At 67.8% G+C, this 13,885-nt stretch carries 11 protein-coding genes and 1 tRNA gene; 5 read left to right on the forward strand and 7 right to left on the reverse strand.

Going from position 1 to position 13,885, the window contains the following annotated elements:
- Nucleotides 1–2 precede the first annotated feature (2 nt).
- Nucleotides 3–710, reverse strand: coding sequence for a leucyl/phenylalanyl-tRNA--protein transferase (aat, locus tag ACPXYO_RS02525; RefSeq protein ID WP_423916387.1), 708 nt, complete (start codon nucleotides 708–710; stop codon nucleotides 3–5).
- Between the two features lie 70 nt (nucleotides 711–780).
- A complete protein-coding gene (locus tag ACPXYO_RS02530) occupies nucleotides 781–1,713 on the reverse strand; it encodes a peptidylprolyl isomerase (protein WP_423916389.1) in 933 nt (310 codons plus the stop codon).
- A 154-nt stretch (nucleotides 1,714–1,867) separates the two neighbouring features.
- Between ACPXYO_RS02530 and ACPXYO_RS02535 the strand changes: the two genes are divergently transcribed.
- Complete coding sequence (locus ACPXYO_RS02535) at nucleotides 1,868–3,094, forward strand: aspartate kinase (protein ID WP_423916391.1); 1,227 nt, start codon at nucleotides 1,868–1,870, stop codon at nucleotides 3,092–3,094.
- Nucleotides 3,095–3,148: 54 nt separating this feature from the next.
- On the forward strand, nucleotides 3,149–4,168 hold the full coding sequence (locus ACPXYO_RS02540; protein ID WP_423916392.1) for an aspartate-semialdehyde dehydrogenase: 1,020 nt from the start codon (nucleotides 3,149–3,151) through the stop codon (nucleotides 4,166–4,168).
- A gap of 28 nt (nucleotides 4,169–4,196) precedes the next feature.
- On the opposite strand, the gene ACPXYO_RS02545 is transcribed toward ACPXYO_RS02540, so the two are convergent.
- The 3 genes from ACPXYO_RS02545 to ACPXYO_RS02555 form a co-directional block, all read right to left on the reverse strand.
- A complete protein-coding gene (locus tag ACPXYO_RS02545) occupies nucleotides 4,197–5,210 on the reverse strand; it encodes an NAD(P)-dependent oxidoreductase (RefSeq protein WP_423916394.1) in 1,014 nt (337 codons plus the stop codon).
- A gap of 50 nt (nucleotides 5,211–5,260) precedes the next feature.
- Nucleotides 5,261–5,337, reverse strand: a tRNA-Pro gene (locus tag ACPXYO_RS02550).
- A gap of 80 nt (nucleotides 5,338–5,417) precedes the next feature.
- Entirely contained in the window at nucleotides 5,418–5,804 is a 387-nt protein-coding gene (locus tag ACPXYO_RS02555) for a response regulator transcription factor (protein ID WP_423916395.1), read from the reverse strand.
- Between the two features lie 119 nt (nucleotides 5,805–5,923).
- Here ACPXYO_RS02555 and ACPXYO_RS02560 point away from each other — a divergent pair, with 119 nt between their 5' ends.
- Together ACPXYO_RS02560 and ACPXYO_RS02565 are read left to right on the forward strand one after the other, a co-directional pair.
- Complete coding sequence (locus tag ACPXYO_RS02560) at nucleotides 5,924–7,348, forward strand: NfeD family protein (protein ID WP_423916397.1); 1,425 nt, start codon at nucleotides 5,924–5,926, stop codon at nucleotides 7,346–7,348.
- 65 nt (nucleotides 7,349–7,413) lie between these two features.
- Nucleotides 7,414–7,680: a WhiB family transcriptional regulator gene (locus ACPXYO_RS02565; protein WP_423916399.1), complete on the forward strand. Its 267-nt coding sequence runs from the start codon at nucleotides 7,414–7,416 to the stop codon at nucleotides 7,678–7,680.
- A gap of 73 nt (nucleotides 7,681–7,753) precedes the next feature.
- On the opposite strand, the gene selB is transcribed toward ACPXYO_RS02565, so the two are convergent.
- Nucleotides 7,754–9,478: a selenocysteine-specific translation elongation factor gene (selB, locus tag ACPXYO_RS02570; protein ID WP_423916401.1), complete on the reverse strand. Its 1,725-nt coding sequence runs from the start codon at nucleotides 9,476–9,478 to the stop codon at nucleotides 7,754–7,756.
- A 307-nt stretch (nucleotides 9,479–9,785) separates the two neighbouring features.
- Nucleotides 9,786–11,069, reverse strand: a complete 1,284-nt coding sequence (gene selA / locus ACPXYO_RS02575) for an L-seryl-tRNA(Sec) selenium transferase (RefSeq protein WP_423916403.1) — start codon at nucleotides 11,067–11,069, stop codon at nucleotides 9,786–9,788.
- Nucleotides 11,070–11,332: 263 nt separating this feature from the next.
- Between selA and ACPXYO_RS02580 the strand changes: the two genes are divergently transcribed.
- Complete coding sequence (locus ACPXYO_RS02580) at nucleotides 11,333–13,816, forward strand: fibronectin type III domain-containing protein (protein ID WP_423916404.1); 2,484 nt, start codon at nucleotides 11,333–11,335, stop codon at nucleotides 13,814–13,816.
- Nucleotides 13,817–13,885: the final 69 nt, after the last annotated feature.

Raw genomic sequence — 13,885 nt, forward strand, 5'->3', positions numbered from 1 at the left:
CCTTAGCCGTCGAGCATGCGGAAGACCATCGGGCGCAGCCAGATCTCAGGCAGCGGCCGGGTGACGGCCTCGGACAGAAGCTCCAGGTACGCCGCGCGCTCGACTTCCACGGCTCCCAGCCCGGCCAGGTGCGGTGTCGTCCACTGCACGTCCACCAGCGCGCCGCCGGTCACCTTGAGCGCATCCACCAGCGCCACCAGCGCCACCTTGGAGGCGTCGCTCTCGGTGTGGAACATCGACTCGCCGGCGAACAGGGCGCCGATCGCCACCCCATAGAGGCCGCCTACGAGTTCATCGTCGAGCCAGGCCTCCACGCTGTGCGCCCATCCCAGCTCGTGCAGCTCCCGGTAAGCGTTTCCCATGTCGTCGCTGATCCAGCCGTGGGGACGGGCGGGATCGGCGCACGACTCCAGCACCTGCTCGAAGGCGGTGTCGATACGGATGTCGAAGCGCCTGCAAGCCCGACGCAGCGATCGGCTGACTCGCAGATAGCTGAGCGGCAGGATGCCGCGTGGGTCCGGCGACCACCATCCGACGGTGTCGCCCAACGGCATCGGGAACAGGCCCGTCCGGTAGGCGCCCAGCAGCGTGCCGGCTCCGAGGTCGGCACCCGCTCCCACAAGGCCGTTCTCATCGGCTGTCGACGCTGGCGGGAATGACCATCCCGACCCAGGCGGCTCCGTTGGGCCGTCTTCTGACTGGCGCTGCATCAGTGCGAGCCTAGGCGTGATCTGGTCGAAGCGCCGCTTGACGCGCCGGCCGCGCCGGCCGCGCTCTGGGCTAGCTGCGCGCATCGGTGTATGCGTTGATCTGAGCGTCCGTCGCGTCGGTGATCGTCACGCTGTGCACCACGACTTCGTCGATCGGGGCGTCGGCTGGGTCGGTCTCGACTCCCTCGATTGCCAAGACGACGTCCATGCCGTCGACGACGTGGCCGAGCGGCGAGTACAGGGGCGGCAGCGAGGCGCCGTCGGGACCGGTGATGACGAAGAACTGGGAGCCGTTGGTGGCCGGATTCCCACGGTTGGCCATCGCAACCGAGCCGATCCGGTACCAGTCCTCTTCGGGGAAGTCGCCGGTGAATTGGTAGCCGGGACCGCCGGTGCCGTACTGCAGTTGCACGTCGCCGCCTTGGACTACGAAGCCAGCGATGATCCGGTGGAAGAGTGTCCCGTCGAAGGCTCCCCAGCGGCCCAGCACCACGAAGTTGTTGACGCTGTCGAGGTCGAGCACCGAGTCGAGCACCATGGTGAAGTCGCCCATGCTGGTTTCGAAGGTCGCGGCGTACATCGCCTCGACGTCGATGCAGAGCGGGTGCGGCCCGTCGAATTGGTTGCGGGTGCCGTCGCTGCCGTCGGCGGCCGGACAGCCCGTCGATTCTGGCGCAGCGGCCGCGGTGTCGTCGGGGCTGTCATCGGCCTCAGTCTCAGCTTCAACCTCGCTGGCCGGCGGCGCTTCATCGCTCGGCTCATCGGTCTCGAACGTGGTGACGTCGGGTGCCTCGGTGTCAGTGACCACTGCGCTGTCACCGCTGTCGTCAGGGTCATCGCCGGTGAAGGTGCTCCACAGCCACAGCGCCACCAGCACGGCTGCCGCGATGAGCACGATTCGCATCACTTTGCGGGCCACGGTGGAACGCTTCTTGACGCGTTCGGCTTGGGCCACCGCCCGCATGCGGTTCTCGCGCTGGCGCTGTCTCTTCTCGCTGCTCATGAGCGGCGTTCTCCGTGCCCTCGGCCCGCATAGGGCGGGCGCAATCTCGGGGCTCAAGGTGTCCCCTGACCAGTACCGGCGGTCACACTACCGATGCCCGCTCAGTGGCCCGCAGAGGCGGTCGCGGAAAGACCCCCCGGTACCCTCGCTCGGCGTGCCGTTGGTCGTGCAGAAGTTCGGTGGAACGTCGATCGCCAGCGCCGCGCGCATGCGCGAGGTTGCCGACCACGTGAAGCACTGCCGCAGCCGCGGCGACGAGATCGTGCTGGTCATCAGCGCCATGGGTTCGGAGACCGACGAGCTCATCACTCTGGCCACGCAGATCTCCGAAGAGCCAGCAGGCCGTGAGATGGACATGCTCATCACGGCGGGCGAGCGCAAGGCGATCGCTCTCATGTGCATGGCACTGCATGACGTGGGCGTTCTGGCGGACTCGTTCACCGGCAGCCAAGCGGGGTTTGTGACCGACACGAACCACCGCAACGCCAAGATCCTGTCGGTCACCCCGAAGCGGGTGACTGAGTCGCTCGAGGCCGGGCGTGTCGCGGTCGTGGCGGGTGCCCAGGGGGTGTCCACCGACAACAACGTGACGTTCCTGGGCCGCGGCGGTTCGGACACCACCGCGGTGGCGCTGGCGCACGGCCTCGGCGCCGACGCCTGCGAGCTCTACACCGATGTGTCGGGGGTGTTCACCACAGATCCACGGGTGTGCCCCAGTGCTCGGAAACTGGCACGTCTCGGCTTCGATGAATTGCTCGAGATGACCGCCATGGGCTGCCCCAAGCCGGCCGCCCGCTCGGTCGAGGTTGCCCGCACGTACGGCGTTCCCCTGCACGTGCGCTCGGCATTCACATGGGAACCGGGAACGTGGGTCGTCGACACGGAGTCAGGCATGGACGCGAGAGAAATGGAAAAGCCGATTGTGACCGGCATCGTGCCGGATACGTCGCAGGCCAAGGTCACACTGGTCGGCGTCCGCGACGAACCGGGGATCGCCGCCAAGGTGTTCCGCACGCTGGCCGACGCCGCGGTCAACGTCGACATGATCGTGCAGAACGTGGGCGATCACGACCGCACGGACATCTCGTTCACCGTTCCAGCAGAGAGCGCCGACGAGGTGCGAGCCATCTGCGAGGGCATGGTGGACACGGTGGGCTTCGCCTCGGCGAACACCGATGCCGGCATCGCCCGGGTCTCGCTCGTCGGCGCCGGCATGGCCAGCCATCCCGGCGTGGCCGCCACCATGTTCGAGACGCTGGCAGCGCAGAACATCAACATCGAGATGATCTCCACCTCGCCGATCCGCATCTCCTGCGTAGTAGCCGAAGCAGACGTAGACCGAGCCACAGTGGCCCTGCACACAGCCTTCGGCCTCGACTGACCAGCCGAGAAAATCGCAGAAGCCCGCTGAACCGACCTCGGTAGCCTCAGATTCATGCGCGTAGGAATCGTGGGAGCCACCGGCCAGGTAGGCGGCGTCATGCGGGACATCCTCGCCGAACGGGACTTCCCGATCGACGAGCTGCGGCTGTTCGCATCTGCCCGCTCGGCCGGCCGCAAGCTGTCGTGGAACGGATCCGAGATCGCTGTTGAGGACGCTGCAGCAGCCGACTTCACCGGTCTCGACATCGCCCTGTTCTCGGCGGGCAAGACCACGTCGCTGGCGATCTCCGAGCGGGTCGCCTCACAAGGTCCGACAGTCATCGACAACTCCTCGGCGTGGCGCATGGACCCCGATGTCCCGCTGGTGGTGCCGGAGGTGAACGCCAAGGAGGTGTTCAACGCGCCGAAGGGGATCATCGCCAATCCGAACTGCACGACGATGGCGGCAATGCCCGTGCTGGCGCCGCTGCACGCTGAGGCCGGCTTGGTGTCGATGGTGGCGGCCACCTACCAGGCGGTGTCCGGAGCGGGCCTCGCCGGCGTCGACGAGCTCGTCCGTGCCTTGGCTGCGACCACCGAGGGTGCCGCTGCGCTCACCTTCGACGGCGATGCTGCCACCCACCCGGCCTCGGACAAGTTCCCAGGCCCGATAGCTCACAACGTGCTGGCACAGGCGGGCAACTTCGTCGACGACGGCAGCGGCGAGACCGATGAAGAGCAGAAGCTCCGCTACGAGAGCCGGAAGATCCTAGGCATCGGTGATCTGGCGGTATCGGGCACCTGTGTGCGGGTGCCGGTGTTCACCGGGCACTCGCTTGCGCTGAACCTGCGCTTCGAGCGATCGATCTCGCCCGAGCGGGCGACCGAGCTGCTGGCCGATGCGCCGGGTGTCGAGCTGGCCGATCTGCCCACACCGCTCAGCGCAGCGGGCCGTGACCCGTCCTACGTGGGTCGCATCCGCCGCGATCCCACCGTCGAACACGGCTTGGCACTGTTTGTGGTCGGCGACAATCTCCGCAAGGGAGCGGCGCTCAACGCGATTCAAATCGCCGAGGTTCTCTCGGCGATCTGAGACACAGTGCCGAAGTTCTCGGCGGCGCCTAGGACTCGTCGCCGCGGCGCACTGCTACTTCGGCGCCGGGCACCTCAGGCTCGTCGTCGACGATCTCGGCCGGAAAGCCGGGTGCCGTAATGGTCCGCCCCGTGGCTTCCTCGAGCCGCCGGATGATGTTCGGCGACCACTCCCGGTCGCCGTAGCGAGCGGCACCGTCGGCGAACACGTCCACCAGCAGCGGCGACAGCTCCAGCGGCAGGCCCTGTTCAGCGGCAATGTCGGCGAAGAGGCCGATGTCCTTGCACACCAGGTCCATGGTGAAGTTGATGTCCCGCGAGCCATTCAGGATGACCTGACTCTCGGTCTCGTGCACGAACGAGTTGCCCGAGCTGATGCGGATGGCCTCATACGCGGTGGCCAGGTCCATTCCCGCCGCTTGGGAGGTGACCAAAGCCTCGCACAGCGAGACCAGGTTGGCCGTGGCCAGGTAGTTCGTGACCACTTTGAGAATCGACGCGGAGCCCAACGCTCCAGTGTACAGGATGCGGCGCCCCATCGTCGTGAGCAGCGGCAGCATCGCCTCGAAGGTGTCCCGCTCGCCGCCGGCGAAGATCGAGATGTTGCCGGTGGCGGCCCGGTGGCAGCCGCCCGATACCGGGCAGTCGATAGCGGTGCCACCGGCGGCTTCCACAAGCGCTCCCAGCCGACGGACCTCGTGGTGATCGGTGGTGCTCATCTCAGCCCAGATCTTCGAACCCGATCCGGCCGGCCCGGCTAACGCAGCCGAGGAGAACCCAGCCAGCACGCCGTCGCGAGCTTCGAGCACGGCCGCTGACGCAGCGGGCGTCGGGAGGCAGGTGATCACCACGTCGCAGCGTTCCGCCAACTCAGCACCCGATGAGGCCTCGCTCACACCGACATCGAGAAATGGCGCCATCGCAGCCGGATCCAGATCGCGCACGACCAGCTCGAATCCGTTGCGCTGAAGGGAACCGGCCAGCTTGCCGCCCACGTTGCCCAGCCCGATGAAGCCAACCCGGCGCGCTGCGTCAGATTGCATCACGCCCTTCTATTGTCGCGAGCGCGGCGAAGCCTTGCGCTCGCAAAGAATGGTCGGGCAGGCGGGATTTGAACCCACGACCTCTTCGTCCCGAACGAAGCGCGCTACCAACCTGCGCCACTGCCCGTTTGCGATCACCGTTGGCTGATCGCTCCGGCCGAAGTTACCGGTCTCGCAAGCGCAAGCGCTACCGGAATGTACGGCCGCCTATGTGGCGCTCGCGGCGTCGCGCTCCAGCAGTTGGTGCGCGGTGCGCCGCAGCTGCAACGGGTTGAGCGGCTTGATCAGCCACGCATCGGCGTCAGAACGCCGGGCCAAGAAGACGTCGGCTTCCCGGTCGGCCAGCATCAGCACCGGCACCCGCGGCAGCCTGCCCATGCCGGATTCGAGCCGCAAATCCAAGCATGTGGCCATGCCGCCCATGTTGCCGATCTGGAAGTCCAGGATCACCAGGTCAGGTGTGCTGGCCGCCACCGCGGGCCGGACCTCGTGACCTGATCGCACGACCCGGAAGGTCACGTCGGCCCCGGAAAGCGCGGCGGCCACCTCTTCGACGACCCAGTCTGCGTCGGTGGCCAGAAGCACGTCGGTCACGATGGCGCAGGGTAATGGGGTCTGCACTGCTGGGCGTCGTGTCGCGGCCGGTCCGGCTCGCGTCGCACATCTGGGCAGCGCTCCTAGAGTTCGGGCCGTCGCCGATCCAGGGAGCCTGGGTGAAAGCACGACAGAACCGCCGCCGCGGGTTCGCGCGCCTCGCTGCCGCGACGCTGCTGGTGTCTGGCGTGTTGGGCTTGGCCATCTCGCCGGCGTCCGCTCACGAGGAGTCGGCTGACCACGCCCCCGACAGCGAGAACCCCCAGATCGTGGGCGACGACGGTTCCCGACAGATCGTCGTGGTGGAAGTCAACGGCCTCATCGATCCGATCATGGCGTCGTACATCACGCGGGAAATCGCCACCGCGCAAGGGCGTCACGCGATCGGCGTGGTGCTGCAGGTTGAAAGTGCCGGAACCACGCTCGACGACCCCGAACTCGTCGAACTGCTCGACAATATGCACCTCGCGCACCTGCCGGTGGGCGTGTGGGTCGGACCTAGCGGCGCACAGGCGCTCCGAGGCGCTGCCCACCTGGTCACCATGGCCGATTTCGCCGCGATCGCGCCCGGCGGTCGGATCGGCGACTTCACCGCAGTGCAGGGCCTCATTCATGCCCATGGTCCCGATGCCGAGCGGTTCCACCGTCACGACGACGACGGGCTTCACTCGGGCACGAGCGTCCGGTACTTCGACGCCGAATCTGCCATGGGCGAGGGTCTCATCCACAGCACGGCTCCCTCGATCGGCGAGTTCATCTTCGCCATGTCGGATACGGGCTACTTGCCGCCGATCGGGCAGAACGTCACCGGCGACGACGGTGTGGTGCGGCGAGCCCCGGCCCCCGATGTGGTCGTGAAGTTCGTCAAGCTGCCGCTGCTCGACGGCCTGTTCCACACCGCTGCCAGCCCGGCGGTGGCCTACTTGCTGCTGCTCGCCGGGTTGTCGTTGCTGCTGCTTGACTTCTACACCGGCGGCATCGGCGTCGCCGCGGTCGTGGGTGCTCTGTGCGGGCTGCTCTCGGCCTTCGGCTTGGGGACACTCGACATTCGACCGTGGGCGCTTGCGCTGCTCATCGCGGCCTTCGTGGCGTTCGCTGTGGACATCCAAACGGGCGTGCCGCGCTTTTGGACTGCCGTGGGCGGCGTGGCGTTGCTCGTCAGCTCGCTGTTGCTGTTCGGCCAGCACTCGATGAGTTGGATCCCGCTGGTCGTGGGCCTCGTGATGGTCGGCGTATTCGTGCTGTCGGGCATGCCTGCGCTGGTCCGGACCCGGTACGGCACCGCCACTGTGGGCCGGGATTGGCTGGTCGGGGTTGCGGGCACTGCGGTGACCGACATCGATCCCGACGGCACTGTCGAAGTTCACGGTGCCCAGTGGCGGGCCCGAGTGAACCGGCTGACACCGCTGCAGGCGGGTGAACCGTTGCGCGTCAGCGGCTTCAGCGGGGTGGTGCTGGAGGTGGAGCCGCTCGAAGGTGCAGCGGTGGATTACCGCGAGATGCGCAAGAAACGGGCTGATGCGCCGGTTTCCGAAACCGAATGAGGTTTCGTTTACCTCTTGTCAAGTGAATTCTTGTCCTCTAATGTCCCCCCCAAGAAGGGGGACACATGAGCGCTTTGCTGGTCGAGGAGTGGCAGGACAGGGCAGCTTGTCGAGGACCTCAGGCGGCGGTGTTCTTCCCGCCGCCCCGCACTGAGCGACGCGACGAGAAAGCTCAGCGCGAGGCGCGCGCGAAAGCCATCTGCAACCAGTGTTCAGTGATCGCTGACTGTCTCGATCACGCGCTGGACGTCGGTGAAGCGCATGGCATCTGGGGCGGGCGCAATGAGATCGAGCGCCGCAACATGCTGCTAGTGCGCACCGACGCCAGCTAGCAGTCCCCCACAGTTCCACCAGCCACCACCCGCTGGCGCTGCGCGCCAGCGCGGGTTCAGTCCTGCACTGGCGTCAATCAGATACCGGGGGCAGCCGCGGCCCGCCAATGCGAAGATCTCCCCGTCGACGCGTCACCCCCGTCCGGTCCAGGTACCCCACCAGCGGCAGCGCATACTTGCGTGTCGTGCCCAGTTCTTCGCGGATCTCGGCCACGGTGACGCCGTCCGGCTGAGCGCTCAGCAGGTCCGCTATCTGCTGGGCCGCGGCCTCGATGGCGGAAGCGGCAAACCAGATCCCGTCCGTGTGAACGAGGTCGCCGCGCCCCGACAGTGCCAAGAGCTCCTGCTGGGTGACACCGCCTGGCTCGGGCGGTGAGAAGGGCGCCGCTGCAAGCTCGGCAATGACGGGATGGTCGGCGAGCACATCTGCCGCGTCCATCCGCCGGGCGCGTCCGGCGTCGATCACGATCCCGTCGAGGACCTCGATCGCAAGACGCTGTCGTTCGTCGAGCGCAGCCAGGTCCAGGCCGAGGGGACCGGCCCGCTCGACCCCCTCTCGCAGGTCGTCAAGCAGTTCGTCCAGCAGTTCGGGCGGCGCCACCCATTCGCCCAGTACGGGCTCGACGCGTTCGCCGGTCAGTCGCTCGAGTTGCGCCGCCTCCACCCAGCCGCGCTCGGCAAGCATGCGCTCGGGCCGGGCGTCGGGCGTGGCGACCGAAGCTCGCAGCTGCGGATCGGGATCGAGCACGGTGCCGCCACCGATGGTCTGCCCCCGGCCGAAGTCGCGCAGCACGAAGCGGTCGCCGAGCACGAGGGGCAGCGCGACCGGCAGGTGCAGCCGGGCGTAGCCGGTCTCGCCGGGAGCGATGCGTTCGGGTCCGAGCACTCGCAGCCGCACGGGCCATTCGCCCGATCCGAGGTAGAAGGCGTAGGCGCCCCGCCGGGTGACATCGCTGCCGAGGCTGTCCAGCACCCTCAGTTCCACGTCGATGCTGCGGGTGCGGTGCCACTGGCCCTGCCGCACGAGCGCGATGCCGCGTCCCAGATCGTCGGCATCGACACCGGTCAGGTTGAGCGCGACCCGGTGTCCCGGTCCGATGCGCTCGACCGCCGCGCCCTGGGTCTGAATTGCTCGAATCCGGGCCGTCCGGCCGCCTGGCGCGGTCGCCAGCTCGTCGCCGGCTGACACGCCACCGCCCGCCAGCGTGCCGGTCACGATCCGGCCCGCTCCGGTTGCGGCGAACGACCGGTCAATCCACAGGCGGGGCCGGTTCCGGTCCGATGCCGTGGGCGTGGCAGCGCACAGGTCGTCGAGCGCGGCCCGCAGCTCGTCGAGCCCGGTGCCATCGATGGCGTCGGTGGCAATCACCGGCGCGTCTTCGAGGAACGTGCCTTCGACGTGGTCGGCAACGTCGAGCCGGGCCAACTCGGCCAGCTCGTCGTCGACGAGACCGATCTGGCTGAGCACCACCACGCCGTGCGAGATGCCGAGCAGTTCGAGGATCGCCAGGTGCTCTGCCGATTGCGGCTTCCAGCCCTCGGGCGCAGCCACGACGAACAGCGAGGCGTCCACGGCTCCGACGCCGGCCAGCATGTTCTTGACGAAGCGGATGTGCCCGGGAACGTCGACGAAGCTGACCTGCCTGCCTGACGGCAAGGCGCAGAAAGCGAACCCCAGGTCGATGGTGAGCCCGCGTTCCTTCTCCTCGGCCAGCCGGTCGGGGTCGGTGCCGGTGAGGGCGCGCACCAGCGTGGACTTGCCATGATCCACGTGCCCTGCAGTGCCGACGATGTGCACGGTGCCAGCTTGCCCTGCCCGAGCCGGATTGCGCCGAATGCTCGCAGGAATGGCCGGGCCCGGGAATCGGCTTGTGTAGCTTGTTGCCGCGACCCTAGGGTCGCTGGTGGACCGAGACGGAATCGAACCGTCCGAGGCAGGGGTATCAAACCGGCTCGGCGCACCAGCGCTCGGCCCACGAGAGCCGCACTCTTCGGAGTGCGGCTCTCGTCATGCTGGCAGGCAGAGCGTCAGTAACTTTCATCAATTTCTGATCACACCGAGCGCGCCGCGGAAGCGACCCACGTGCGCAATGCGGTGATTCGGACTACTGGCCCAGTGCCTGGTTCACCGCAGCAGCGACGACGGCATCGTCGGCGGGATCCACTGTGCGCAGGTCGATCACGGTGGTCTGCTCGTTGACGCGGGCAATGACCGGCGGATCGAACGTCCGCAGCGCAGCCGCGTGGTCGCCGTCGAGTTCGATGCCCGCAGACGGGATCTCCTGACCGGGCAGCGAACCCGCGCCAGCCAGCGCGGTCGTGCGTGCTGGCTGGCCGACGCCGAGCGCTTCGGCCCGCTGGGCCAACTCGTCGACCGGCACTTTGGCCATGCGCCAAAACGGGATCGCATCGGCATCGCGACGCAGGTACACCAGCGCCACCGACTGCAACGCATCCAGCACCAGCGAGCCAGGCCGGAAAGCCCGCATCAGCGGGTGCGACGCACAGGCGGCCACCAGATCGGCATTGCCGCAGATGATTCCGGCTTGCGGGCCGCCCATCAGCTTGTCGCCGGAGAACGTGACGAGTGCAGCGCCCGCTGCGAGGGTCTGCCGCGCTCCCGGCTCGCCGGCCAGCCAGTCGGGCCGCGTCCCCAGCCACGGGCAGCGCTCGTCCAGCAGGCCCGATCCCAGGTCGGACACCACCGGTGGCCCGATCTTGGCCAGGTCCGCCACGTCGGCCTCTTCGGTGAAGCCGGTGATGCGGTAGTTGGAGGGGTGCACCTTCAGCAGCAGCGCAATGTCGTCCCGCTCAACGGCCGCCCGGTAGTCGGCTGCACGGGTGCGGTTGGTGGTGCCCACCTCCACCAGCCGCGCGCCCGACTGCTCCATTACCTCGGGCACCCGGAATCCGCCGCCGATCTCGACGAGCTCTCCCCGTGACACCGCCACGCCGCGGTCACGGGCCAGAGCCGCCAGCACCAGCGTCACCGCTGCGGCGCAGTTGTTGACCACGAGTGCCGCTTCGGCGCCAGTCAGGGTCGCGAGCAGCAGCGAGGCGTGTGAGGTGCGTGAACCGCGGCGTCCCGACGCCAGGTCGAACTCCAGGTTGCTGAACCGCACCGGTCCCTCGTCGTCAGGTTCCAATCCGAGCGGCGCCCGACTGTGCTGATGGCCGAGCGGAGCCCGGCCGAGATTCGTGTGCAGCAGGACCCCAGTGGCATTGATGGCGGGCCCCAGCAAGCTCCGCCGCAGCCGGTGTGCCTCGTCAGCAGCCGAATCCGGATCGCCGGCGGCAATGGCCGCCCGGGCGGCAATCACCAGCAATGGGTGCGGCAGGCCCACATCTGCGATCCGCAGCGCCAGGTCGTTCACCGACGGCGGCCTCATCGCCCGGACACTACCGCCGCCCTCTCACACGCCCGTCGGTAACGTCCCTGGGGCTTTGCCGACAACTGGAGCCGAGATGACCGATCCGTGGCCGACCTGCTCGCCTGGGCCGACGAACTAGAAGACATCCCCGCCCTGCTCAGACTCCATCCCGTACGCCCAGCCGACGGCCGCTTGGCCGTTGGGGGAGTACTCTGCGGGGCCACATGACATGAACACAATTCATGGTAATCTGCGAGTCACATCAGGTGGCGTCAGAGGGGATGACAGTGGCCGTTCGAGAACCGGTCCAACGCCCGCCGCGTCGACGCCTCACGCTCGCCGCTGTCGTGTTCGTTGTGGCAGCGACCGCGCTCGCAGTGCCCGCAGCAGCCGACACCCCCGCCGCGCCTGGCAGGCCCACCGGGCTGCGGGTGGTGTCGGCCGCGCATGACCAGGTCACCATTGCCTGGGACGACCCCGGCGACGCGTCGATCAGCGGCTACCAGGTACTGCGTCGCTTGCGCGATTCCCATGAGGTGGGCCGCTTCGACGTCATCGCGGACAGCACCGGCACCGCGGACACCGAGTTCACCGACACCGAGGTCACGCCCGAGACGCGTTACGTGTACCGCGTCAAAGCGGTCAACTCTGTGGGCGTCAGCCGACAGTCCACGTTCCTGCGCGCGCGACCCCCCCCCCCCCCGCCAATCAACAGCGACGACGGCAATGACGGCGGCGAAGCCAACAACGACAATGTGATCCCCGACGAGGCCATTCCCTTCATCCAAGACCCCGACAAGCTCACCGACGGCGACCCGGTCCCTGCCCGCAGCATCGTCACTGTCGACCCTCCGTTGCTGCAGACCTCCACCCAGACAATCGACGACCTCGACCGCACGCACTATCCCGACTTGGTGTTGGATGCGGCGAATGGGGATCCGCGCAGCGTCTGGTCTGACGGGGTGACGTTGTGGGTGGGCGACGATGCTGACGAGAAGGTGTATGGGTATGAGCTGTCGGGCACGTTCGGGTCCCGTGTGTCGGCCAAGGACATTGCGGGGGTCACCGCCGAGGCGTTCTTTGTGACGGGTTTCGGGGACCGTTTGTGGACCGGCGACGAGGGTGCTGCCACGGATTCGGGTGATCCGTGGGCGTACGCGTTCGATCTGCCGGGGCTCGAGCGGTCCTCGGGGCACGATTTCGCGTTGCGCAGCGGCACCGGCGCCGACACGGTGGGGGTGACGTCGAACCGGGGCATGGCCAGCGACGGGAACTATCTGTGGGTCGCGGCGGGCGGCGGCCGGGTGACGGCGCAGGCGTTTCGGCTGTTCGACGACCCCGCTACGGCGGGCAACGATTACGGCACCAAGGACACCAGCCGCGATCTGGGCTTCGGCGAGGACGGGTTGGATCTCCACGGGATCTTCACCGACGGGGCGATCATGTGGGGCGTCGAGGTCGGGGAGTCCACGGTGCGGGCGGTGCGCGTCGCCGACGACACCCGAGTCCCGGCAGCGGAGTTCGAGCTGCACGCCGACAACGACAACCCCAGAGGCATCTGGTCCAACGGGGTCACCATGTTCGTCGTCGACGAGGTCGATGCCAAGATCTACACCTACCGCGTGGGGGATGTGGAGGTGTCGGGGGTGCCTGCGGCGGGTGTGGCTCATGTGTCTGCTGGTGGGTATCACTCGTGCGTGTTGGGTGGCACTGGTTCTTCGACGCGGGTGGACTGCTCAGGGGGTTATGGGCCGTTTGGCAGCACTGCGCCGGTGCCTGATGCGGGCAGCGGCCGTCATTACGAGATGGTGTCTGCGGGCGGGTTTCATTCGTGTGCGTTGTTGGACAACGGTGCGGTGAAGTGCTGGGGCAACAACGACTATGGCCAGGCGCCGGCGGATCGTTCTCACAGCGACACGACGTTGGAGTATGTGTCGATCGATGCGGGGGTGTGGCACACCTGTGCGGTGGTCGACGACGGCAGCTTGGAATGCTGGGGCCGCAACGACGACGGCCAGCTCGGCGAGGACCCGGATCTGACCGACAGCGTCGAGGAGTTCGACGTGCCTGAGCTCGCTGACGGCTTGGAGTGGATCCAGGTGTCCGCTGGGGGTTATCTGGGCGGGACCCGTACCGATGAGGGGTCGGCGCATTCGCGCACGTGCGGGCTGGTGCTCGATGGCACGACGCGCTGCTGGGGCCACGACGCAGCCGTCTTCGAAGATGTGCCGGCGGCGGGGGCCGGTCTGCATTACACGTCGGTGTCGGTGGGCGGTGCCCATGTGTGCGCGACCCGATCAGACGGCGAGCTGGTGTGCTGGGGCGAGCGGCGCTCGGTCGAGAGCGCCCAAGAGCTCGTGCGTGATGGCGCGGCTGCCCCTCGAATAGTCTGCACCGACGCCACCGATGCCGACGCCGATGACGCCGGGGCCGACGAGCGCTGCACTGGCGTGATCGCGTCGCCTGGGGGGCAGCGGTGGGACTCGGTGTCTGCAGGGGTGTGGCACACCTGCGGCACCACTGTCGGGGAGGTGTTCTGCTGGGGCAACCGGGCATGGTTCGACGACTCCGCCAAGGCGCATCATCATCCCCAGCACGACCACTACAACGCGCCCAGCGCAGCCCAGCCAGACAACGCCCGCCATCCGTCTGCGGGCTACTGGCACACCTGCTGGACCTATGGCGCCGAGACAGCGCCCAAAGTGATCTGCACCGGCGACAACGGCTTGGGCCAGGCCCGCTGGAAGAAGAAGACTCTCGACTGACACACAACGGCCGCAGCACATGGGTTTCGGGCCTGTCCGGATTCTTGTATCAGCGGGCGTGATCGGTGC

The sequence above is a fragment of the Candidatus Poriferisodalis sp. genome (genome assembly GCF_965237655.1).
In the GTDB taxonomy this organism is placed as follows: Bacteria; Actinomycetota; Acidimicrobiia; order Acidimicrobiales; family Poriferisodalaceae; genus Poriferisodalis.

What these genes read in the sequence shown, in the direction of transcription:
- aat (WP_423916387.1), bottom strand. Translation starts at nt 710, where the DNA reads ATGCAGCGCCAGTCAGAAGACGGCCCAACGGAGCCGCCTGGGTCGGGA.
- ACPXYO_RS02530 (WP_423916389.1), bottom strand. Translation starts at nt 1,713, where the DNA reads ATGAGCAGCGAGAAGAGACAGCGCCAGCGCGAGAACCGCATGCGGGCG.
- ACPXYO_RS02540 (WP_423916392.1), top strand. Translation starts at nt 3,149, where the DNA reads ATGCGCGTAGGAATCGTGGGAGCCACCGGCCAGGTAGGCGGCGTCATG.
- ACPXYO_RS02545 (WP_423916394.1), bottom strand. Translation starts at nt 5,210, where the DNA reads ATGCAATCTGACGCAGCGCGCCGGGTTGGCTTCATCGGGCTGGGCAAC.
- ACPXYO_RS02565 (WP_423916399.1), top strand. Translation starts at nt 7,414, where the DNA reads ATGAGCGCTTTGCTGGTCGAGGAGTGGCAGGACAGGGCAGCTTGTCGA.
- selA (WP_423916403.1), bottom strand. Translation starts at nt 11,069, where the DNA reads ATGAGGCCGCCGTCGGTGAACGACCTGGCGCTGCGGATCGCAGATGTG.
- ACPXYO_RS02580 (WP_423916404.1), top strand. Translation starts at nt 11,333, where the DNA reads ATGACAGTGGCCGTTCGAGAACCGGTCCAACGCCCGCCGCGTCGACGC.